Here is a 23433-nt window from a genome sequence, read left to right as displayed (position 1 = left end):
TCTCCCACGACCTGCGCTGCTGGAAAGGGCGTGCCAGAGAAATGTCATATCGGAGACCCGATGTTCCGATATCCCGTCCACTGCCTGAATCCGGGGCGCTATGGAATCCAAGCCAATCGGCTACTGAAGCGTTTTGAGCTTTGGGAAGCCGGGACCTCTGCGCCCGCCGCTCGACGATAGCTTCGAACACTACCACATCGCCGCCGTGGGGATCGGTGCGAGAATGTGCCGGGCATAGGTCCGGAATACATCGCCATATATCGTGTCACCGGTCATGAAGTTGTCGTAAAACTGGTCCAGACCAGATTGCAATGTCTCGTCATGGATTTAACCAGCGGTCCGTCGTGCGCAAGCCGGCTGGACGTACAGCGCTCCTCATCGTCGGGGGGCTCGCGGCGTTCGGCGCCTATTTCGCGATGTACGCTTTTCGCAAGCCATTTGCGGCCGGAACTTACGAGGATATGGGCCTGCTGCCTTTGGGCATCGACTACAAGACCGGCCTGCTGATCGCACAGGTGATCGGATATGCGCTGTCGAAGCTTATCGGCATCCGGGTCATCGCCGAAGCGGGACGACAGGGGCGGGCGATGGCGATCCTGTGCCTCATCGGCTTGTCATGGATTGCGCTGGTCCTGTTTGCGATCCTGCCCAAGGGATGGGGACCGCTCTGCCTGTTTCTCAATGGCCTGCCGCTTGGCATGATCTGGGGTTTTGTCTTCTCCTATGTAGAGGGACGGCGCTGCTCGGAAATGCTGGGGGCCATGCTGTGTGCAAGCTTCATCCTCTCGTCGGGCGTGGTGAAATCGGTCGCCGTCTGGATGATGCAGCAGGGTGTCAGCGAAACCTGGATGCCCGCGGTGACCGGCATCGCCTTCGCGCCGATATTGTTGCTCTCGCTTTGGGTTCTGGAACGCCTTCCGCCGCCAGATGGGCGGGACGAGGCGGAGCGAACCGCGCGCGCGCCGATGCGGAAGAATGACCGGGCGGCGTTCCTGCGCACGCATGGCCTGCCGATGGCGGTGCTCGTGTCGGGCTATGTGCTCCTGACGGCGCTGCGCGATTTTCGCGACAATTTCGCGGTGGAATTATGGACGGCGATGGGATTTGGCGGCGCCGCGTCGATTTTCTCGCAAAGCGAGTTGCCGGTCGCCGTGATCGCGCTCGCCGGGCTTGGCGCGCTGATGCTGGTGCGGAACAACAAGCGCGCCCTGCTGGCGATGCATGGTGTCATCATTCTGGGCGCGTTGCTGCTCGGCGCATCGACGCTGGCGTTCCAGGCGCATCTTCTGGGGCCGCTGTCATGGATGATCCTCACCGGCGCGGGGCTCTATCTCGGTTACACCCCGTTCAACGCCATGCTTTTCGATCGGATGATCGCGGCGCTTGGCCGGGCCGGCAATGCAGGGTTCCTGATCTATATCGCCGATGCGTCGGGCTATTGCGGCAGCGTCGCACTGCTTCTCTACCGCAGCCTGGTCGCGCAGAAGGTCGATTGGCTGCCCTTTTTCATCACCTGCAGCTATGTGACGGCGGCACTGGTCATACTTTTGACCCTATTGTCGGCAGTTTATTTCCTCCGCCTCGAACGGCGAGAATTGGTCCAGGCCCATGCATGACGTGATCATTGTCGGCGCGGGCATTGTCGGGCTGGCCCATGCCCTCGCCGCGGCCCGGCGTGGTAAGCGCGTCCTTGTGATTGATCGGGACGCCTGCGCAAATGGCGCGTCGATCCGCAATTTCGGCTTCGTGACCGTCACCGGTCAGGAGCGCGGACGCGTGTGGGATCTGGCCCGGCGCAGCAGCGAGGTCTGGCGCACCATCGCCGGCCCTGCCGGTATCCGCATCGAGCAGGAGGGCTTGCTGCTGATCGCGCAACGCCCGGAAGCCGCTGCCATGGTCGATGCCTTCCTCGCTACCGAAATGGGCGAGGCGTGCGTGCGCCTTAGCGGCGGCGAGGTCGCAGCGCGCCTTCCCGGCACGCCCCCGGCGGCCGGCGGTCTCTTCAGTCCGCACGATCTGCGGGTGGAATCGCGCACAGCGATTCCCCTGCTCGCCCGATGGCTGGAGAAGGCGTATGGGGTTTCGTTTCGGCGCGGCCTCGCGGCCTTTCATGCCGAGACGGGCGTGGTGCATTGCAGGGACGGCGCCTATCGCGCCGACATGATCTTCCTGTGCCCGGGCGATGACTGGGCGACGCTTTACCCGGACATCTATGCCGAAGCTGGCATTCGGCGCTGCAAGCTCCAGATGCTGCGGCTTGCTGCGCCCGGTTGGCGTTTGCCCGCTCCGGTGATGAGCGACCTCAGCTTCGTGCGTTATCTGGGCTACGCGGCGCTCCCGGAAGCTGGCGCGTTGCGCGCACGCCTGGAACGGGAAGAAAGCGAAGCGTTGCGCTATGGCATTCATCTGATCGCCGTTCAGGGCGCGGATGGCAGCCTGGTGGTTGGTGACAGCCATGACTATGCGCCGACACCCGACCCCTTTGCCGCAGAGGCCGTCGATGCCGAGATACTGCGTCAGTATGAAGCGGTGCTGGGTAAGGCGTCAGGCGTCGTTGAGCGGTGGACCGGCACCCACGCATCGGCAGCAGGGCATAGCGTTGTGCGCACGCCGATGAACGGGGTGATGCTGATCGTGGTCACGAGCGGGACGGGGGCGTCGACCGCCTTCGCGCTCGCCGAAGATGTGGTCGGCGCAGTGTTCGACAGTCAAGGGAGGGAAACATGCATCCAGCTTTGAAGGCGGTGGTGTTCGATTGGGCCGGCACGATGATCGATTTCGGTAGCCGTGCGCCGGTGGTGGCGCTGTGCAAGCTGTTTGAGGCGGCGGGCGTTCCCCTTACCGAAGCCGAGGTGCGTGCCGACATGGGCATGGCCAAGAGCGATCATATCGCGGCGATCCTCGCCGGGCCGCGCGTTCGGGACGCATGGATCGCCGAGCATGACAAGGCGCCCGATGCGGGGGATGCGGCGGCCCTGTTCGCCGACATTGGGCCGATGATGCGCGAGGCGGCGCGCGAATGCGCCCAGTTGATCCCGGGCGCGGCGGATGTGGCCGGGCGCTTGCGGGCTGCGGGCGTCAAGATCGGTTCCTGCACTGGCTATACGCGCGCGATGATGGTGGACATCCTACCGCTGGCCGAAGCGCAGGGTTATAAGCCGGATATGCTGGTGTGCGCGGGCGACACCGCCGCCGGCCGGCCATCGCCCCTGATGCTGTGGAAGAATCTGGTGGAGCTTGGCGCCTGGCCTGCGACGGCCTGCGTCAAGCTCGACGATGCGGCGGTGGGGATTGCCGAGGGGCGCGCGGCAGGCGTCTGGACCATCGGCGTTGCGGCGAGCGGCAATGGCGTGGGTCTGTCTCGCGATGCTTTCAACGCTCTGGCGGCGGATGATCGCTCCGCCCGCGTCGCGAACGCACGGGCAGAACTAGAGGCAGCCGGCGCCCATCTGGTGATCGATAGCGTCGCAGACCTGCCAGAGGCGCTGGCGAAACTGGCGATCGGCTGACATTCGTACGCGATCGAAATCTGCGGCCGGCGCGGGGTGATGCCAGTGTGCGCCAGCATGGCGGTCTTGCCTTATGTCCGCACGTTCAGATCCACATGCACCCTGATGGCATCGTGGCGCCAATATTCCTGATCATATTCCACCACACGGCCTGACGCATCCAGACTGGTCCGCACGACCAGCAGGCCCGGTGTGCCGGATTTGACGCCGAGCGCATCGGCCGCTTCCTTCACCAGCGCGCAGGGACGCATGTCCACCCGGTTGCGAGCGACCGTCACACCATAATGGGTCGTCAATATATGTGTCAGCGACCCGTCGAGCGAGTGCGAGAGCAGGTCCGGCGCGAGCGCGGGATCGACGATGATTCGCTCGGCCAGCACCGGTCGACCGTCGATCATGCGCCGCCGCTGGATCATGTGGAGCGTGGTGCCCGGTGCGACGCGGAAGATGTCGGCCACGGTGGAGGGGGCGGGCATGCTCTCCTTCGACAGCGTCTCCGTGCTCGGTGTCCTGCCCTGTTCGGTCACATAGGTCATGAAGCCGGCCCAGCGCATCGGATCATAGGTGACCGCAGGGGGCGAAACATACCATCCGCTGCGGTCACGCCGGTAGATGAGGCCTTCTGCTTCGAGCTGGAACAACGCTTCGCGGATTGTCCCGCGCGCGGTGCTGCTGCCGGTCTGCAATTGCCGTTCCGACGGCAGCTTCGTTCCGGGCGGCAGATCGCCCATTTCAATGTTGAGCGCAATCTGGTCGCGCAGGGCCAGATATTGTGGTCCGTCCGACGTCGTGCCGGGCGTTCGGGTCCAGGATAACGGCTCTGTCTTTGCGGGCATCGGTGAACCAGTGGTTGACGTTCGGAAGGAACGGCTATGTTCGCCGCTGCGCCTATCTTGGCGGTTGTCGCGCGATCAGGTCAATGCGGAAAGAGCGCTGACCGGCCATCGTCGGACGGCGATAAGGCGCGGGATCAGGCCCGCAGCAGCGATTCGAGCAGCGGGCGATAGCTGTCCAGTCCCGGTACGTCCCAATCGCGTTTCTTGCCCTGATCGTCATAGCGCCGCAGACGGATCGCGCTTTGTGCGGCCGGTAAAGCCAGGAAATCGGCCATTTGCTGTTCGTCATGCGGTCCGCCTTGGAGGCTGAGGCTCAGCGCCGAAGCACAGCTGAGCGATTCAAGATAACCCGGCTCGGCAGTGCAGAGATAGCGCTTTGCTTCGACATGGAGGCGCACCGGTTCCGTCACGGAATCGGGGAAATAGGGTGCCAGATAGGCAGCGCCCGTCACTTCGTGGCGTGCATCGACACCTTTTTGCTCGGCTGCATTGCCCGCGTCGTTGAAAAACTGGCCAATGTCGTGGAGCAGTGCTGCAGCGATCAGCGCGTTGGAGGCTCCATCGATACGCGCAAGGTGGCCACATTGGAGAATATGCTCCATCTGGCTCACATCCTCTCCATAATTAAGGCTACCAGACTTCCGAAAAATAGCGAAAATATCGTCGATAATCTGGGCCTTCATAATGCTGTCGCACCTCACACGCTGTTTCACAGGGCCGAAGGGGTGAGGCGAGCGCGCTTCACACCCGCCGGGTAGTCGCCAATTTGTAGCGAAATTGGACTATACCAGTTTTAATACAGGTTGGCGACAATGATGTCGTTGCGTGGTGAGGAAAGGGCGCGGCCATGGACGGACGAAACAGGCGTGATTTTCTGCGCATTGCGGGCGTTGGCTCAGCGATGGCGATGGTGTCGAACGGTCTTCTCGAACGCGCGCTCGCCATTGCGCCCGCTGGCCGAACCGGATCGATCATGGATGTCGAGCATATCGTCGTCCACATGCAGGAAAACAGGTCGTTCGACCATTATTTCGGTATGCTCAATGGGGTGCGCGGCTTTGGCGATCCACGGCCGCTGCATCTGAAGGGCGGACGGACTATATGGTCGCAACCCTCGACGCAGCATGTGGATGGCTATGTCATGCCGTTCCATGGTGACTCGAAGACGACGCGCTCCTTCCTGGTCGACGGCGCCGATCAGTCGCATGTCGAAAATACGCATATCTTCAACCGCGGGCGCTATGACCGCTGGGGCCATAGCGAAGAGTTGCACAACCGGATGCTCTATTATGGGGCCGGCGATTTGCCTTTCTACTATGCCCTCGCTGACGCCTTTACCGTTTGCGACGCATATCATTGTTCGACGATGACGCAGACCTACCCCAACCGGATGCATCTGTTCACCGGCTGCAACGGCGGCGGCACGGTTGGTGGTGAGCCGCAGATGCACAATTATGGCGAGGACGAGACGCCGAGTGCCGACATGGCGACGGATAAGCCGATCGATCCCAGAGCCTATAACTGGACGACCTATGCCGAGCGGTTGCAGGCGGCGGGCATCGACTGGAAAGTCTACCAGGAATATGACAATTTCGGTGACAATCTCTTGTCGGTATTCCCGCCGTTCAGGCCTTGTGCGAAGGATGGCGATCTCTATCGCCGCGGCCGGGCCTGGGTCAGCGAAAATGTCGAGGGACCGGATCGTACGCGGTCGGACGGTGAGCAACTGGTTGCCGCTTTCCGTCGCGACATAGAGAGCCGGCGATTGCCCCAGATCAGCTGGATCGTGACCGCTGCGGACCTCTCCGAACATCCCAAGGCCGAGCCGTCCAAGGGCGAACATGTGACCGCGAAGCTTATCGAGGCGCTGGTGGACAATCCCGATATGTTCGCGAAGACCGTCTTCATTCTCAACTATGACGAAGCGGGCGGCTTCTACGATCATATGCCGCCGCCCGTGCCGCCGGTCGGCACCTATCGCGGCAAGAGCAGTGTGCCGCTGGACGGTGAGACCAAGGATTATCGGGGCTCGGGTTTGGCCGGGGATGAGCAGCATCCGATCGGCCTGGGTATCCGCACGCCGACGGTCATTGTCTCGCCCTGGAGCCGTGGTGGCCAGGTCTGTTCAGAGTTGTTCGATCACACCTCGGTTCTGCAGTTCATGGAAAAGCGCTTCGGCGTGCGCGAACCGAATATCAGCTCATGGCGCCGATCGGTGTGCGGCGACCTCACATCCGCGTTCGATTTCGCGCAGAGGGAGCAGATGGCTGCGCGGTCGCTGCCTGGAACCGACGATTTTCGCGATCGTGTCGCGCGATCGGCCGCGGGGACAGCCAACAATATTCCTGCGCAGCAAATGCCAACGACGCAGATGTCCGGACAGCGCACGCATCGGCCGCTACCTTATAGAATCCTGGCCGACAGCCATGTGGATGGCGACGGTCGCCTCGCCATCATGATGGTCAATGAAGGCGAAACGGGAATCGTTCTGACGGTATACGACAGTTACGGCGACGGGGCGCCGCGCCACTATACGATCGGTGCGGGCGACCGCATCGAGGATGTCTGGGAGGCTGACGGAGACCGGTTCGATCTGACGCTGTATGGCCCAAATGGTTTCTGGCGGCGCTTCGCGGGCAGTGTCGCCGGGCGGGCGGACCGGCAGGTTCGCTTGGTTGATCGCCCGGAGATGGATGCCGTCGAGCTTAAGCTTGAAAATCGCGGGACAGAGCCGCTGACTTTCCACATCGCACTCGGGGATGCCTATCCCGCACAGGGCGCGCGTACGCGCGACGTGGCGGTAGCGCCGGGCGACACCGTGGGTGATCTTTGGCGTCTGTCGAAGAGCAACAACTGGTATGATCTGTCAATCACTGCAGGACCGAATGATGCTCCGTTTTGGCATTATGGAGGTAAGGTCGAGAATGGCCGACCCGGTCGTACAGATCCAGCTATTGGCAGGATGCGCGTTTAGCATGAGCCGCGTTGCTTACCCCCTTCAAGCCGGTAATGCCAGCCGGAGGGGGCCAGGTCCGCCCGCAGCGGGATCGGAATAGGAGGGCTTTCCATCTTCTACATGGCCGGCCATGCGCCAGGATTGGCCTGCCGCCACCAGTTGGCGATCATACCAACCGTGACTGTCTGTCAGGTCGAGCGGGATGCTGCGTGCTTCGCCGCGGGCCAACATGATGGTTTCGGGAGTGGCGCCATAGGCACGGTCGGTCATGGCGATGGATTGGGGAATCGCGGTGAGATTTTCGAGGCGGAGCGCAGCGGGGGCGGTCATGCCAGTCTCGATGCAGGCCGAGAAGATATCGCTCCGCCCAGTCAGGCGTCGATGAAAACCGTTCGGCCCAAGGACGAAGATGTCCGCGACCTCACCCGAGGCAGACAGCGGATGCGTCAGTGCTTCACCTGCGCCGACGGTATAGCGGGCGGGAACTTCGTCTAGTTGCATAACGTCATAGACATGGAAAACCGCCGCGCGCTCAGCCGAATGGTTGGCGAAAAGCAAGGCGCAACCGGCACCTTCGATTCGTAACCGGGCGTCGAGATGATAGGGCGTCGCTCGCCGTCGTCGCAGACCGGATTCCTGCACCGGAGCAATTGTCTGATCGGGAACCGGCGGCTGGATCTCTTCCAGTTGGGCTGCGCGTTCGGACAGGGCTGCGGTGGCTGGCAGCGTGCCCATGAAATCGACCGTGTCGGGCGCCCCGAAATCGAAGCAGGAGGTCAGGTCGCCGCACACCGCGCGCCGCCAGGCACTGATGTTCGGCTCATGGACGCCGAAGCGGGTTTCGAGGAAGCGTAGGATGCTCGTATGGTCGAACACCTCCGAGGCGACATGCCCGCCCTTGCTCCAGGGCGACACCACATAGAGCGGGACACGCGGGCCGAGGCCATAGGGACGGCCGAGATACACCGCATCTTCGGCCGTCTGGGAATGAACATGATATTCGTCGTCGGCCGGGATGCTGGTCGCGCCGACCGTCCGCCCCAAAACGCGCGCCGGTGGGGCCGGCGGGGGCACATGATCGAACAGGCCGTCATTCTCATCGAAATTGATGAGCAGCACGGTCCGCGCCCATACTTCGGGATTGGCGGTGAGCGCATCGAGCACCCGCGCCGTATAGTCCCCGCCCTGAAGCGGCGTGGAGACACTGGGATGCTCCGAAGCCGCCGTGGGTGCGACGATCCACGACACCTCCGGCAATCGCCCGGCCATCACGTCCTGCCGCAGGTCGTCAAGCGAACGGGTCGTCATCGTCCGGCGCGCGAGGAGCGCCGCGGCTGCGGCGGATGCGCCATGCGCATCGCGATAGCGTCGGAAGCCAACCAGTGGATTGTCGCTGAAATTGTCGGCCATATCCTGATAAATCTGAAAGCCGATGCCGGCCGCCATCAGGCGTTCCGGATAGGTCGTCCACAGATAGCCGCCGTGATGCAAGGGATCAGCGTCCAGCCCGTCATAGCCGTTGTCGATCGCCGGCCCGTTGCCCTTCGCCAACGGGTCATGCGTGCCGGTCCAGATGTAGAGTCGGTTGGGGTTGGTGGATAGGTGCAGGGCGCAATGATAGGCGTCGCAAAGCGTAAAGGCTTCGGCGAGGCCGTACTGGAACGGCAGATCCTCGCGCGTGAAATGCGCCATCGCGTGATTATGCTTGAAGCGGGGCCAGGCGCCCATTCGGCCATTGTCCCACGCCGCCTGACTATCGACAAAGCCGTGGGGCGTGCCGAGTGGCCGATAGAGACGGAAATCAACGGAGGTATCGAGGCGGAATGGCGCGATCAGCGCTGGCTTGCCGCCCGGATGCTCATTTGGCTGGAGAAGTACAGTGCGATCCGGAACGCCGGCAAGCGGCGGGGCTGGAATGGCGAAGCGGTCGCCATAGCCGCTTACGCCGTGCATCGTGCCGAAATAATGATCGAAGGAGCGGTTTTCCTGCGTGAGGATGACGACATGGGCGACATCCTTCACCGTGCCTGTCCGCCGATCGGCTGGGATCTCCAGGGCGCGGGCAATGGCGGGGGTGAAGGCTGCAGCCGCGCCCGCCGTCGCCATCATGGCGCGGATGAAGCTGCGGCGATCCTGCATCGTCACCATGTGCGTCCTCCCGATCGATTGCGATCAACGAACATTGGGAAGCGCTCCCCGGAAAAGGTCATCCGTCATTCTCCTGTCGTACTGCCGTGGTCTAGACCATGGATATGGCGGTTGGGTGACGGGAAAATGGATATGTGGAAGTTGGCGGCCGCACTGATGGCCAGTTGCGCGCTGCCTGCCGGCGCCCACGGTGCGGACGCGCGATGCGACTTTGCCGCAGCCGATGCGGCGAGCGCCGGCGCCGCTTGTCAGCGTGCCTGGATGGACCAGAAACTGAAACTCAATGACATCGTCACCGTTGGTACGCACAACAGCTACAAGACTGCGCTGCCCGAGGCTGTCCTCGTTAGGATCCGGGCTATCGCGCCCGACGATGCGGATGCGATCGACTATGCGCATCGTCCGTTGTCGGAGCAGTTGGACGCCGGCGTCCGCCAACTTGAGATCGACGTCTATTACGATCCCCAGGGCGGACGCTTCCTCGATCCTGCTGGACTGCGCGCTGCCGGTGTTGCGCTGGACCCTGCCCGGAAGGCGGCGCTGTCAGAGCCGGGATTCAAGGTGATGCATATCCAGAATATCGATGTCCTGAGCTCTTGCACAACTTTGCGCGCCTGCCTCGGCATCGTGCGACGCTGGTCGCTCGCCCATCGTGATCATGTACCGATCCTGCTGATGTTCAACGCCAAGACGGACCCGGCGCCGCGGTCGGGCGGGGTGGCTGCCTTGCCGTTCGACGCCGCCGCCTTTGATGCGCTGGATCGCGAAGTCCGCGCGGTGTTTCCGCCCCAGGCGCTGATCACGCCCGACGATGTCCAGGGCGCTTATCCGACCTTGCGCGAGGCCGTGCTGCACAACGCGTGGCCGACCTTGGGACAGGCGCGCGGCAAGATGTTGTTCGCGCTCGACGAAGGCCCGGCCAAGGTTGCCCTCTATCGCGGCAAAAGGCGGTCGCTTGAGGGCAGGCTTTTCTTCGTCAACACCGATGAGCAGTCGCCGGCGGCGGCCTATCTGACGCTCAACGATCCGGTCGCAGAGGCAGAGCGAATCCGAAAGGCGGTCGCGGCAGGCTTTATCGTTCGCACCCGCGCCGACGCGGGTACATTCGAAGCGCGACGGAACGACACGCGGCGCCGCGACGCGGCTTTGGCATCGGGCGCGCAGTTCGTCTCAACGGACTATATCTGGCCGTAGCCCCGACTCCACAATGACTATCAGGTGCGCCTGCCGGACGGCGCGGCGGCGCTGTGCAATCCGGTGCGGGCCGCTGGCCGGTGTGCGGGCCTCCCGGTCGAAACCATGGCCTCGGCAAATCATGGCTATCTATCGCCTGAGACCATGCCGGATGGCTTGCGCGTCCTGCCGCCATCGCCGGCGGCGGCCGGCCCTGTCGCCGTTGCGGACCGTCAATTGTTCGTGGCGACGCGTCGCCTGCAAGGCTCGCCCCGATGGAAGGTGGCGGCATCCGACGTCGATACCGGGCCTTTTGACCATTTCGCTTGCGCTTTAGGCGTTCAGTTGACCGCGCAGACGGCGCCCGCCCTGGCACGCTTGCTTGACCGGGCCGGGACGGCCGGGATGGTCGATCCGGTCAAGCAATATTATCGTGTGCCGCGACCCTATGTCGGTTCGACAGCGCCGATCTGCCAGGCCAAGACTGCGAGCCTGGCCGCCAATGGCGATTATCCGTCGGGCCATACCGCCAATGGCTGGATGGAGGCGCTGATCCTCGCGGAACTGGCGCCTGACCGGGCGACCGAGATATTGGCGCGCGGGCGCGCCTTCGGCGAAAGTCGGATGATCTGCGGCGCGCACAGCCTGAGCGCGGTCGAGGCGGGCTGGTTGGCGGGGGCTGCAACGACCGCGGCTCTCCATGGCTCCGCCGCGTTCCGCGCCGATCTGGAGGCTGCTCGCGACGAGATGGCGAAGGTCCGTGCGATCGCTCCCGCAGCTGATGCTGCAGCCTGCCGGGCCGAGGCGGCCGCCTTGGCGACGGCAGTTTATTAGAGCGATGTGAGGCACGGCATGAACTGGCTTTCGACGCCAAACTCGCGCTGACGTTTCGGCAGGATGGTCGCACAAGGCCGCAAAGCAGGCATCGGCGGCAGTTCCGCCTGCGGAGTCGGGGATGATAGGCGCGGTCTGGAGGCAGTCGTGCCGGAAATCTGGTATAGTCCAATATTTCCGAGATCGGGAGAGCTGCAAGCCGGACGTCTCTCATTGCTTATTGCAGTGACACAGACTGAAAAGAAATCGGTGACGGAATGTTGATCGATCCTCGCCAAACTTGGCCTTCGGCAAGGGTTGGGCGTCATATCGCTGCATCTCCGCAGAGAGAGAAAATCCCGCATCGTGTCGTTTCGGCAGGAACTGTCACAGAGGTGTCGCTCCAGCCTGCTTTAAGCAGTCTGGTCCATACCAATTATGCGGGGGCATTTTCCAATGACGAAATATTATCCTGTTCGAACCAAGCGCCCGAACCTCAAGCGCTTTTTGCTCGCTACCGTTGCGGTGGTGGCCGTGGGCGTCAGCCCGCGCGCCGCTTTCGCGCAGCAGCCCGCTGGCGATTCGGTCTCTGACATAGTCGTCACCGGCTATCGAAAGTCTTTGAGCGAAGCGCGCGACATCAAGAAAGACGCGGTCATTCAAAAGGACGTGATCGTCGCTGAGGACATGGCGAAGTTCCCGGAACTCAACCTTGCGGAATCGCTCCAGCGTCTGCCGGGTGTGCAGATCACCCGCGAGGCGGGCGAGGGCCGGCGCATTTCCTTGCGTGGGCTAGGGCCGGATTTCGCCCGTGTGCAGCTCAATGGCATGGAAGTGCTGGGCAACGTCGACTCGGCGCAGGATAGCCGCGGCCAGCGTACACGCGACCGCGCCTTTGATTTCAACATCTTCGCCTCAGAATTATTCTCGCGCGTGGAAGTTGAGAAGACTTTCCAGGCGGCCCAGAAAGAAGGCGGCATGGCTGGCACGGTCGGCCTGTTCACTGGCAAACCGTTCGATTATGCGTCGGGCACCAAGGGGGCGTTGGTCGGGAAGCTGGGCACCAACGAATATACCGAGGACGCACAGCCGCGCGTCGCCGCACTGCTCAGCCACAATTGGGACAATCAGTTCGGTGTTCTGGTCTCGGTCGCCTATTCCCGGCGCAAGACCACGGAACAGGGGCACAACACCTATAATTATAGCCATTTAGGAAAGTCGACCCTCGTGGATGGCGTCCTTACCGGTGATGCGCCCAACCTCGTCGCGAAGGGTCTGGACATTTCCAATCTGTCCGCCGCGCAGCAGGCCAGGTTCCTGGATGGCGACCTTTATTTCGCGGACGGCAATCGCCTCTCTTCGTGGAACGCGAAGCAGGAGCGACTTGGTATTACGGCCGCGGTGCAATGGCAGCCCGCGGACAATCTGTTGTTTACGGTTGATGCCCTGTACGGCCAACTCACCACCCACCGCAGCGAGTTGCATCTTGCCACGCGGCCGCTCAATGGCTTTGGGTCCACCACCCTGGACACCGCGACAGGCAGTCCCTGGCCGGCCCAATTCGGCACATCGACGGTCCTCAACGACTTCAGGGTGGACGGCAGCAACTACGTCACCATGACTGATGCCAGCAACGTGACCTTTGGCAGCGAAAATCGCCGGTCGCTCAACAAGACCCGTTTCCGTTCGATCGAACTTACCGGCAAATGGGATGCGTCCGACCAACTCACGGTTGATGGCCATGTCGGCTATCAGAAGTCGACCTACAAGACCCCCTATGATGACAAGTTCTACATGCGCGCCAAGGGCAACCTGATCGCCGACTACGGCGAAGACGGCCGGTCGGCTTCGTTCGAATATCCGGGCTTCGATGCCACCAACCCAGACAATTACGCGATGGATGATTTCTATTATCGCGCCTTCAATAACGAGTCGGAGCTGCGCGAAGGCGTGGCGAATCTGCACTATAAGTTGAACGACGCGCTGACGTTGCGCGCGGGCGCTGCCTATCACCGCTTCAAGCAGGACGGCATTGACCTGTTCTACGACAGCAATGTCAACGGCACCCGGCCTAAGACGCGCGGCACGTCCGTCGGCGACATCACGGACGTGTTCAAAAACGAGTTCGGATCATGGCTGATCGGCGATTATGCCAAGGGTTTTGCGAAATATAACGAATATCACCGTCTCGAAACCAACAAGGACGGTTCGGGCGGCGACCTTCAGGACATCGAGAATGTCTATACGACCACGGAGGAGACCTGGTCGGGCTACGTGCAGATGGACTGGGACACAGAGCTGTTCGGCAAGCATTTCCGCGGAAATGTCGGCGCGCGCGGCTATCACACCGATACCCGGAGCATCGGCTGGATCCAGGGCGACAGCTATGCCTATCTGGGCACGGCGGACGTCGAGGGCAGCTATTCGGGCGTGTTGCCGGCCATGAACGCGGTGCTGGAACTGACGCCGGACGTGCTGCTGCGGTTTGCTGCTTCGCAGAATCTGAACCGTCCGGGCCTGGGTTCGATCGCGGCCCAGGGCTCCGCTTTCCTGAACGAGGATACCGGGGAAATCAGTGCGTCGCGCGGCAACCCCAACCTCAAGCCTTACAAGGACACGACGCTCGATTTTTCGGCGGAATATTATTTCGGCAAGGTGGGCTTGCTGTCGGCGAGCGTGTTCCAGAAGTGGATCAAGAACTTCATCGGCTCGCAGACCCTCGACAACGTCACCTTCGATGAGGCGGGCGTGCCGGTCAGCTCAATTCCGGGCGCAACCGGCTCCACGGTCATCAAGGAGTTCTCCATGCCGATCAACGTCGCAGGCACGAAGAGCCTCACCGGCGTGGAGCTGGCGGCCCAGGCCCAGTTCTCGTTCCTGCCGGCGCCTTTCGACGGGTTCGGCGTGGTAGCGAACTATACCTATGTGGACGCCCCCAAGGAAATCACAGGCATATCGAAAACCAGCTATAACGCCACGCTCTACTACGAAACCGACCGTTGGGGTCTGCGTGGCTCACTCAGCCATCGCACCCGCTATTATACCGGCCGTAGCGACAATCCCATGAGCGCCAGCACGCGCGGGTTCGAGGCAACTACCTATGTCGATGCATCGGCTTTCGTGAATGTCACCGACGCGATCCAGCTCACGCTGAACGCCATCAACCTGACGAACCAGAAGGACACGCAATTCTGGGGCCAGAACCGTTATCTCTACAATCAGAACCAGAGCGGCACGACCTACATGGCCGGCTTCAGCTTCAAGTTCTGATATATTAAATCCGCCCCCTCCTCCCAAAGGAGGCGGGGGCGCTATTTTCCGTGTGCTCTGAACCATGATCATTTCGCATCATCATCGTTTCATCTTTACAGCGGTGCCCAAGACCGGCACCCATGCCGTGCGGCAGGCCCTGCGCGAGCATCTGGGCGCCACGGATGTCGAGCAGGTGGGGCTGTTCGTGAACAAGCGTTTCCCGTGGAAGGATCTGGCCGCGATACCGCATGGCCATCTGCCTTTGCGACAGGTCCGGCCCTATCTGGGCGAGGATGCCTTCGGCGGCTACTTCAAATTCGCCTTCGTGCGTAATCCGTTTGATCGCTTCGTCTCCTACTGCGCCTTCATGCTCCGCAGTGGCGATCTCTTCCAGCAGCGACCGCGCGAGGTGATGCGTCACTTCCTGTTCCGCGACCCGCAGGACCATCATATATTGTTTCAGCCGCAAGCCTCACTGCTGGTGGATGAGGATGGCCGGTCCCTGCTGGCCGACCGGGTCGGCCGGGTCGAGGATATGCAGGGCTCCTATGCCACGATGTGCGCGCATATAGGCATTCCCGCCCGCCCGCTGGAGCGCGTCAACGGCAGCAAGCACGGGGACTATCGTCATTATTACGACCAGGCCTTAATTGATGGCGTCGCCGCGCGCTACGCGCTGGATCTGGAATTGTTCGGCTACTCCTTTGAAGGCTCGCAATGACTCCCCCCCGTCCCGGTGCCCCTTTCAGCCCCGCGGCCAATCCGCGCAAGACGACGACCTTCCGCAAGCTCGGCCCGGTTGATATAGCCGCGTTGCAAGCTGCCGTGCTGGCGACGCCGGAGGAGGTGTGGGACGCGGAAAATGCCCGCAAGCCGAACAGGTTCGAGGCGCTGGCCGCTACGCGTCACATCGTTTTTCGTTTCATCGACAACCCGCGCGACTGGCGCGGTTCGCATGATCGCCCGGCCTGGTCTCAATGGCGTCCGGTGCTGGAGCCGGTGCTGGCGCAGGCCGTTCGCGCCTATGGCTATACACGCGGCATGTTCCCGCGGATCATGCTGGCAAGGATGTCGGCGGGCGGAGTCATTCACCCCCATATCGACGCCAATCCCGCCGCGAAGTGGCCGCACAAGATTCATGTGCCATTATTGACCAACGCCCGCGTACTGTCTTCCTTCGGCGGCGAAGAAAGGCATTTCCCGGCGGGGGAGGCGGTGGAGGTCAATAATCTTGGTCCCCACTGGGTGCGCAACGGCGGCGACACCGACCGCGTCCATCTGATCTTCGAATATTATGACGCTGACCAGCCGGAACCGGGCTGGCTGGAGCCGTTCCTGCTTGGAGGCGCGACGCGGTGAACGGCTTGGCCAGTTCGGAGGATCGCAATGCGCTCTTGCAGGAGGCGAGGGATCTGCGCTTGAGCCAGCGCATCCCGGAAGCCTTGGCGGCCCTCGCACGGCTGGAGGCGCTGCATCCCCGGTTCAGTCGCTTGTATCAGGAGCGCGGCCATTGCCATGTCCTGCGCGGGGATGCGCCGGCGGCCATTGAAGCGTTGCGAGAGGCGGTTGACCTCAACCCGACCTTGCCCGCGAGCTGGGATATGCTGGAACAGCTTTACCGCATGTTGGGGGACGCCACCCAAGCGGCCGTAGCGGCGCAGCATCTGGCGACATTGCGGCAATTGCCGTCGGAGGTGGTGGTGGCGAACAGCCTCTTCGCCGATGGCGACCTGGGTCCGGCCGAGGAGGTCATTCGCGCCTATCTGCGCAAGGATGGCGGCAATGTGGGCGCGCTGCGTCTGCTAGCGCGTATCTGCAATGACCGCGACGCGCGCGATGAGGCTGAATCATTACTTGAATCTGTGCTCGAACGCGCACGGGACTATCATGCCGCGCGCCTCGATTATGCCATGCTGCTTTTGCAACAGCAGAAGCATCTGCAAGCGCGGCAGCAGGCCGAGCATCTGCTCCGGCATGACCCGGACAATCGCGACTATCTCAAGCAATATGGCGCGGCCTGTGTCGGCCTGGGCGACCATGAGCCGGTGATCAATCTCTATGAGAGGCTGCTGGCCGACCTGCCCCGGTCGGGAACAGAGGTCGCCGACTTGCGCCTGTGGCGGGCCAATGCGCTGAAGGTCACGGGCAGGCAGCAGGAAGCCATTGTTGATTATCACGCCGCGCTCGCGGCGCGTCGCGACTATGGCGTGGCCTGGTTCAGCCTCGCCAATCTCAAAACCTACCGCTTCACCGATGATGAGATCGCGGCCATGCGTGCCGCGGCAACTCGGCCTGATATCCAGGAGATGGACCGCATCTATCTGTGTTTCGCGCTGGGCAAGGCGCTGGAGGACCGGGGCGACTATCCATCCTCATGGGCTTATTATGCGCGCGGCAATGTGTTGCGGCGCGCCGACAGCGGTTATCGCCCGGATGTTGCGGAATCCTGCGTTCTCCGATTGAAGCGGACATTCACCGCCCAATTCTTCGCCGCCCGCGCCGGCTGGGGCGTGGACGATCCGGCGCCCATTTTCGTCCTGGGGTTGCCGCGTTCGGGCTCGACATTGATCGAGCAGATATTGGCCTCCCATTCCTTCGTGGAGGGCACGCAGGAACTGACCGAAATCGGTCAATATGCGGCCGAACTCTGCGGCGCTGATCCGGATTGCGGCCTACCGTTGCATCCGGAGGCGTTGCAACGTCTTACGGCCGAGGATGTCCGGATGCTCGGTGAGCGCTTCCTGGCGGAAACCCGGACCTATCGCAGGCTGGGACGCCCCTTCTTCATCGACAAGATGCCGAATAATTTTTGGCATATTGGCCTGATCCACCTGATCCTGCCGCGGTCGATCATAATCGATGTGCGGCGCGAGCCCATGGCCTGCTGCTTTAGCAATTTCAAGCAGCTATTCGGCACGAGCAACCAGCTTTTCACCTATGGCATCGATGACATCGGCCGCTACTATCGCGCTTATCTCGATCTCATGCGCCACTGGGATGACGTTTTGCCGGGGCGGGTGCTGCGGATGCAATATGAGGATGTGGTGGAGGATTTCGAAGGCAGCGTGCGGCATATGCTGGCGCATGGTGCGCTGCCCTTCGAGCCCGGCTGCCTCACATTCCACGAGACGAAGCGCAGTGTGCGCACGCCAAGTTCCGAACAGGTGCGCCAGCCCATTGGCCGGGAAGGCCTCGTGCAATGGCGGAACTATGCGCCCTGGCTCGGTGGCTTGCGGGATATGCTGGGCGATGCATTGACCGGCTACAGGAACTGATTCATGCGGCTGTCGCGCCCCTTCTTTCAACTCCCGGTGCTCTTCGATGTCGCGCATCTGCAAGCTGAGGTCGCGGCACTGCCGACCGAGGCTTGGGTGCCACACCCGGACGGCCTGCCCGGCAACAGCGCGGCGCGGCTGATCAGCGTCGCAGGCGGCGAGACGGATGCTGTGCATGGGCAGATGTCGCCGACGCGCTGGCTTGCGGCCATGCCCTATCTGCGACAGGCGCTCGCAGGCTTTGGCGTGGTATGGGGCCGCTCGCGGCTGATGCGTCTTGCGCCGGGGGCCGGCGTGCCCGAACATGCCGACATTAATTACCATTGGCATACGCGGGTGCGGCTGCACATCCCGATCTTCACTTGGGCGCAGGTCCGCTTCCACTGCGACGGGCAATCGGTGCATATGGCTGCCGGCGAAACGTGGATCTTCGACAATTGGCGTCGGCACCATGTGGAAAACGGGGCCAGCGCTGAGCGCATCCATCTGGTTGCGGATACTACCGGCACGGCAGCGTTCTGGCAATTTGCTCAAGGGCAGCCGCCGCCACGGGAGCAATGGCGGACGGTGGCCTGGAACCCCGGGATCAATCCGCAACTGCTCACCGAGAGCAATCAGCGATCGCCGGTGATGCCTGCGGCCGAAGTGCAACTGCTGATCGACGATCTGCGCACGGAGCTGGCGGTTGTAACCGATACTGCGGAAGCCAGGACGCGCGCCGCGCGGTTTGACCTGCTGCTGGAAAGCTTCGTGCTCGACTGGCGCCAGCTCTGTGCGCTGCATGGGGTCGGCGGTCGGGCGCGGCCGGCGTTCCTGCGCCTCGCTGGTGCTATGCACGAGGCTGTGAGGCCGCTCGCCAAGGGCCTTGTGACGCGCACCAACAACGCCAATGCGCTACTAGTGCTCGAAAAACGCGTGCTACAACATCTGGTCGCAGACGAAGTCGGGTCATAGGGTTAAGCTGTTAATGCCAAAGGAGAGGCGGTCGGCCTGAAGGTGGTTTCCCTGTGAGCGCTGGCGAAGCAAACAGCGGCAGGCCTAAACATCTGATGGCCTCTGTTGGTTGGGCCGTGCGTTAAGCGCATGGGTTCCTTGCCAGCGATACGCAAACTGCGTGATGGTGGCACTTGGCGCCAAATGTTCGTCGGGACTTTCCCGCGTGTCGGTTTTGAACTTGCATATATAGAAATTAAATTCGTATATAAGATTGATGGGAGAGATAAGCGCCATTGGGTCAGCTTGGGAAGGTGACATTCCGGTCGGTCTGGGGTGCGCCTCGCTCGCTAATCTTTGTCATGCGATTGATGACGGTGAGGCGCGGCTGCCGGTCGGCCCCTTAGCATCCGCGCCCGCTGAGCCGGTCGCAGCTTGATGATCGACGCGCATCAGCATTTCTGGGCGCTCGCCAACCCATTTACTGCCTGGCCCACGCCCGACCTTGCTGCGATCCATCGTGATTTCGCGCCGGACGACCTGCGCCCCTTGTTGGCCCAGGCAGGCGTCACTGGAACCATCCTGGTGCAGGCAGCGCCGGATGTCGATGAAACCCGTTTCCTTCTCGGGCTGGCGGATGCCCATGATTTCGTGAAAGGCGTGGTCGGCTGGATCGACTTTGAGGCGGTCGATGCGCTCGATCAACTGCGCCAGCTCGCATCGAATCCATGGCTCAAAGGGCTGAGGCCGATGATCCAGTCGATCGAAGAGCCGGGCTGGGTGCTGCGGAGCGAATTTGATCCGATCTTTCAGGAGATGATTGCACAGGGCCTCCGCTTCGATGCGCTGGTGCGCGCGCACCAGATTGGCGACATCGCTTCCCTAGCCGGGCGTTATCCGGCGCTGCCCATCGTGCTCGACCATGGCGGCAAGCCGGATATTGTTGGCGAGGCTGTTGCGGGCTGGGCCGCCGATATCGGGAGGCTTGCGCGCCATGCCAATGCCCATTGCAAACTCTCCGGGTTGTGGACCGAAGCCGGCGACGACATCTCGCCACAGGCTATTGGTCCCTATGCGGACCATCTGCTCGCCGCCTTCGGTGTGCAGCGGCTCATGTGGGGAAGCGACTGGCCGGTAGTGGAGCTGGCGGGTCGCTACGGGGATTGGCTGGCGCAGGCGAGGAGACTGCTTGCCGGGCTTGATGAAGCGGGCCTGGCGGCGGTGTTCGGCGGCAATGCTACACGATTTTATAGGGTAGGCGATGAGTGAAGGAGCCGCCGAACGCGAGACTTGCGGCCGGTGGCACAGCTGCATCCCGACGAAGACGTGCAGATCTGTGCCGCAACGACTCAGGCCTGGACGATCGCGCTGATCGATAAATGATGCAGCGGACCGGTCACCGGGCAGGTCATATCATCGACGGCGAATGGGCCAACGCCTGACCAAAAATATGGAGAGAAGAGATCATGGCATTGGCAGCAGGAACCGAACCCTTAAGAGCCGTAAGCGGAGAGGGGCGCGAACTAGTCGAGCGGCGATTTTTGCTTGCTTTCGCCGTGGTGACGAGCCTCTTCTTCATGTGGGCCATTGCTAACAACTTCAACGACATCCTGATCAAGCAGTTTCAAAAAGCGCTTGAACTGTCGAGAATGGAGTCAGGTTTGGTGCAGACAGCCTTCTATTTCGGCTATTTTACCTTTGCACTTCCTGCTGGCTGGATGATTACCCGGCTCGGCTATAAGGCGGGGATTATTATCGGCCTGGGGCTGTACGCCACAGGTGCCGTGATGTTCTACCCTGCGGCCGAGGTGCGCCAGTTCGGTTTCTTTCTGATCGCACTCTATATCATCGCGGCGGGCCTGGCCTTTCTCGAAACTGCGGCCAATCCGTTGATAGCGGTGATGGGGCCGGGGCGGACCGCAGCCCAGCGCCTCAACCTTGCGCAGAGCTTCAACGGATTAGGCGGCTTTCTTGCGCCGTTCATGGGCGGCGCTCTGATCTTCTCGGGCATCGAGCACACGCCTGCGGAACTCGCCGCCATGTCTCCCGCTCGGATTGACGCCTATCGGGCAACCGAAGCACTGGCGGTGCAGGCGCCCTATCTCGGCCTTGCCGCCATAGTGATACTTCTCACTGTTCTTGTGGCGATATTACGTTTCCCCAAGATCGAGGAAGCGACCCATAGCTACAATGATGTCGCGCACAAGCCGATCTGGTCGTTCCGGCACCTGCGCTGGGCGGTGGTGGCTCAATTTTTCTACGTCGGCGCACAGGTGACGGTCTGGAGCTATTTCATCAACTTTGCTCAGGATCTTTCCGGCGTGGGTGAAAAGGCTGCCGCTCATTATCTGGGCATCAGCCTGATGGCTTTCATGATCGGACGCTTTGCGGGCACTGCGCTCATGCGGTTTGTGGCACCGCCCCGGCTGCTGATGTTCTATGGTATCGCAGCCGCTTTGCTGTGCGCAGTGGCGATGGCAACCAGCGGCATGGTTGCGATTGTTGCGCTGGGTCTGACCAGTTTCTTCATGTCGGTGATGTTTCCCACCATCTTTGCGCTGGGCGTCGCCGAACTTGGTTCGCGCACGAAGCTCGGTTCCTCGCTGTTGGTGATGGCGATCATCGGTGGCGCGTTGTTCCCGCCGCTGACCGGGTTGATCGGTGAGCGCAACCAGTCCTTGCAGATTGCCCTGATCGTGCCGCTCGTCTGTTTCGTGGTGGTTGCGCTGTTCGGTCGCTACATGGCCCGTTGGCTGGCTGAAAGGGAGGCAAGATGACGCGTCATAGCTTTCTGTTCGACCTCACGGCCCGCGAATTCGCCCGGCGTTGGAAGGATGCTGGGCATGACGGTCGACGGGGAGATGGTGGCAATCATTGCAATCTACTGTCTGGGTTACAATCAAGTTGCGCGCCGAGCGGTATTTCATCATCCGGTCTGATGGTCTGATCTTGCCTGCAAGAAGACAACCGCGCGTAGGCAGAGACATGAAAATGCTGTGAGATTTCCAGCTTCTCTTTCAGCCGGTTCTCCGCAGATTGTGTCGTGAGATTTAGATAGGGGAGGGGGTCCACCGCCTTTCCTGCGATCCAATATTCAAAATGCAAATGGGGTCCGGTTGCTCTGCCGGTCGCCCCTACGAAGCCGATGAGCGCAGCAGCCTCGATCTCATCACCCGATTTGGCGGCCAGCCTGGAAAGATGCGCATATCTCGTCTTCCTGTTGTTCGCGTGCACGACGTCGATGGTGAGCCCATATCCCTGTCGAACGCCTGCAAAGGCAACCACGCCAGATGCTGCCGCCAGAACGGGCGTACCGGTGGCGGCAGGAATATCTATGCCCTGATGCTGCTTCGCCCGATGGTTGATCGGATCGCGCCGATACCCGAACTGTGAAGAGAGAGGAGGCAGAAGCGAATTTGCAGGCATCGCTTCACTCACAGAAGCCTGCAAACCGATGCCGATCATCATTAGAAGATACGCTTCCCGCATGCTCTACGACGATGTGGGCCGGTAGATTCCGTTCGACATAAAGCCGCAATATTTCAACAGCGATTTCCCTATAAGGCCCGCAATCCGGCCATCATCAGATGAAATGCTGATCTGGAAACGTGCTACAAAAGCGCAAAAAATTTGCGAAATGATCGACGGATTGATCGTCGCAGCGCCGTCTCGCCCTCAACGGCACGAGCAAGTGCTCCAATGATCCCAGGGGATACTGAGATGAATAAAACGGAAAGCGCGATGCTCGACATGCTGAAGAGAGGCCGCGATCATTATGGTGTGGTCGCTGTAAAAGCCGAGTTCGAGGCGGAAGGTACGCGCCCTGACGAATTGTTGCGCCTGCTGGAACTGGCACGCCGTGCCGATCTGAAGGTGGCGTTGAAAATCGGCGGTTGCGAAGCGGTTTCCGACCTTCTTGCCTCCCGTCTCTATGGCATCGACTATATTATCGCGCCGATGGTCGAAACACCCTACGCGCTGTCCAAGTTCGCCGATGCGCGAGACAAGGTATATGGTACCGGTCCAACCGACACCCAGTTCCTGTTCAACCTCGAGACGCAATCGACGATCGAGGCGCTCGACGACATGCTACCGATCGCCCGCGAACGGCTTGATGGCATCGTCTTCGGCCGGGTCGACTTCACTCTGTCGCGCGGCATGTCGCGTGGTGCGATCAACGCGCCGGAAATCACCCAGGCGGTCTTGCTGGCCGCGAACGCCTGCGCCCGTCATGATCTCGATCTGGTGGTCGGCGGCTCTGTGTCGGTGGAGGCCGGGCCGGCACTCCAGGCTTTCCGTCAGGTCCGCCTTGACCGCTTCGAAACACGCAAGATCATCTTCGACGGTAGTGCCGCCGAGGCGCCTGGCTTTGCCGATGGCATCGCGAATGCCGTGGCCTTCGAACTCGCCTGGCTGGAAAATAAACAAGCCTATTACCAGTCGATCAGCGCGGAGGATCAAGCACGGATCAGGATGATGCGGGATCGCGCTGCGGCCACGTCCCATAGCGACGCAATCAAGTCCTTCGCCGCCTGATC

The 23433-nt window shown here is 61.8% G+C and carries 18 protein-coding genes; 14 read left to right on the top strand and 4 right to left on the bottom strand.

Annotated elements, in window-relative coordinates:
* The first annotated feature begins 344 nt into the window (after positions 1–344).
* Genes C100_RS26305 through phnX form a run of 3 tightly spaced genes read left to right on the top strand, consistent with a single transcriptional unit; the run spans position 345 to position 3509 of the window.
* A complete protein-coding gene (locus tag C100_RS26305) occupies positions 345–1616 on the top strand; it encodes a DUF5690 family protein (RefSeq protein ID WP_024017996.1) in 1272 nt (423 codons plus the stop codon).
* Positions 1609–2739: a TIGR03364 family FAD-dependent oxidoreductase gene (locus tag C100_RS26300; RefSeq protein ID WP_024017995.1), complete on the top strand. Its 1131-nt coding sequence runs from the start codon at positions 1609–1611 to the stop codon at positions 2737–2739. The genes C100_RS26305 and C100_RS26300 overlap by 8 nt, the downstream gene beginning before the upstream one ends.
* Complete coding sequence (phnX, locus tag C100_RS26295) at positions 2724–3509, top strand: phosphonoacetaldehyde hydrolase (protein WP_031308494.1); 786 nt, start codon at positions 2724–2726, stop codon at positions 3507–3509. Before C100_RS26300 ends, phnX begins: the two co-directional genes overlap by 16 nt.
* A 71-nt stretch (positions 3510–3580) precedes the next feature.
* Here phnX and C100_RS26290 read toward each other — a convergent pair whose 3' ends face one another.
* Positions 3581–4345 carry a UTRA domain-containing protein gene (locus C100_RS26290; RefSeq protein WP_024017993.1) on the bottom strand — a complete coding sequence of 255 codons (765 nt, stop codon included), beginning with the start codon at positions 4343–4345 and terminating at the stop codon, positions 3581–3583.
* Between the two features lie 134 nt (positions 4346–4479).
* Positions 4480–5028, bottom strand: a complete 549-nt coding sequence (locus C100_RS26285) for a phosphonate degradation HD-domain oxygenase (protein WP_024017992.1) — start codon at positions 5026–5028, stop codon at positions 4480–4482.
* A gap of 164 nt (positions 5029–5192) precedes the next feature.
* On the opposite strand from C100_RS26285, the gene C100_RS26280 reads away from it, so the two are divergent.
* Positions 5193–7319, top strand: a complete 2127-nt coding sequence (locus C100_RS26280) for a phosphocholine-specific phospholipase C (protein WP_024017991.1) — start codon at positions 5193–5195, stop codon at positions 7317–7319.
* A 24-nt stretch (positions 7320–7343) separates the two neighbouring features.
* Here the strand turns inward: C100_RS26280 and C100_RS26275 are convergent, their stop codons facing one another.
* The gene (locus C100_RS26275; protein WP_024017990.1) at positions 7344–9449 is read right to left on the bottom strand and encodes a phosphocholine-specific phospholipase C; all 2106 of its coding nucleotides are present in this window, start codon (positions 9447–9449) and stop codon (positions 7344–7346) included.
* A gap of 141 nt (positions 9450–9590) precedes the next feature.
* Here C100_RS26275 and C100_RS48925 point away from each other — a divergent pair, with 141 nt between their 5' ends.
* The 9 genes from C100_RS48925 (at position 9591) to fucP (ending at position 21672) form a co-directional block, all read left to right on the top strand.
* Positions 9591–10643, top strand: coding sequence for a phosphatidylinositol-specific phospholipase C1-like protein (locus C100_RS48925; protein WP_200866535.1), 1053 nt, complete (start codon positions 9591–9593; stop codon positions 10641–10643).
* Positions 10644–10667: 24 nt separating this feature from the next.
* The gene (locus C100_RS48920; RefSeq protein ID WP_200866534.1) at positions 10668–11456 is read left to right on the top strand and encodes an acid phosphatase; all 789 of its coding nucleotides are present in this window, start codon (positions 10668–10670) and stop codon (positions 11454–11456) included.
* Positions 11457–11891: 435 nt separating this feature from the next.
* A complete protein-coding gene (locus C100_RS26265; RefSeq protein WP_024017989.1) occupies positions 11892–14705 on the top strand; it encodes a TonB-dependent receptor in 2814 nt (937 codons plus the stop codon).
* A gap of 64 nt (positions 14706–14769) precedes the next feature.
* On the top strand, positions 14770–15408 hold the full coding sequence (locus C100_RS26260; RefSeq protein ID WP_024017988.1) for a sulfotransferase family 2 domain-containing protein: 639 nt from the start codon (positions 14770–14772) through the stop codon (positions 15406–15408).
* The gene (locus C100_RS26255) at positions 15405–16046 is read left to right on the top strand and encodes an aspartyl/asparaginyl beta-hydroxylase domain-containing protein (RefSeq protein WP_024017987.1); all 642 of its coding nucleotides are present in this window, start codon (positions 15405–15407) and stop codon (positions 16044–16046) included. Before C100_RS26260 ends, C100_RS26255 begins: the two co-directional genes overlap by 4 nt.
* A complete protein-coding gene (locus C100_RS26250; protein ID WP_024017986.1) occupies positions 16043–17962 on the top strand; it encodes a tetratricopeptide repeat-containing sulfotransferase family protein in 1920 nt (639 codons plus the stop codon). Before C100_RS26255 ends, C100_RS26250 begins: the two co-directional genes overlap by 4 nt.
* Before the next feature lie 3 nt (positions 17963–17965).
* Entirely contained in the window at positions 17966–18916 is a 951-nt protein-coding gene (locus C100_RS26245; protein WP_024017985.1) for an aspartyl/asparaginyl beta-hydroxylase domain-containing protein, read from the top strand.
* A 417-nt stretch (positions 18917–19333) separates the two neighbouring features.
* Complete coding sequence (locus C100_RS26240) at positions 19334–20164, top strand: amidohydrolase family protein (RefSeq protein WP_200866533.1); 831 nt, start codon at positions 19334–19336, stop codon at positions 20162–20164.
* Positions 20165–20361: 197 nt separating this feature from the next.
* Positions 20362–21672, top strand: coding sequence for an L-fucose:H+ symporter permease (gene fucP, locus C100_RS26235; RefSeq protein WP_052028200.1), 1311 nt, complete (start codon positions 20362–20364; stop codon positions 21670–21672).
* A gap of 94 nt (positions 21673–21766) precedes the next feature.
* Here the strand turns inward: fucP and C100_RS0123795 are convergent, their stop codons facing one another.
* On the bottom strand, positions 21767–22363 hold the full coding sequence (locus C100_RS0123795; protein WP_024017981.1) for a M23 family metallopeptidase: 597 nt from the start codon (positions 22361–22363) through the stop codon (positions 21767–21769).
* Between the two features lie 252 nt (positions 22364–22615).
* Between C100_RS0123795 and C100_RS26230 the strand changes: the two genes are divergently transcribed.
* The gene (locus C100_RS26230; RefSeq protein WP_024017980.1) at positions 22616–23431 is read left to right on the top strand and encodes an aldolase/citrate lyase family protein; all 816 of its coding nucleotides are present in this window, start codon (positions 22616–22618) and stop codon (positions 23429–23431) included.
* Positions 23432–23433 lie beyond the last annotated feature (2 nt).

Origin of the sequence: Sphingobium sp. C100, assembly GCF_000508185.1 — a bacterium.
In the GTDB taxonomy this organism is placed as follows: Bacteria; Pseudomonadota; Alphaproteobacteria; order Sphingomonadales; family Sphingomonadaceae; genus Sphingobium.
Note: the sequence above shows the minus strand (reverse complement) of the source record. Positions and strands in the feature narration are given on the sequence as shown.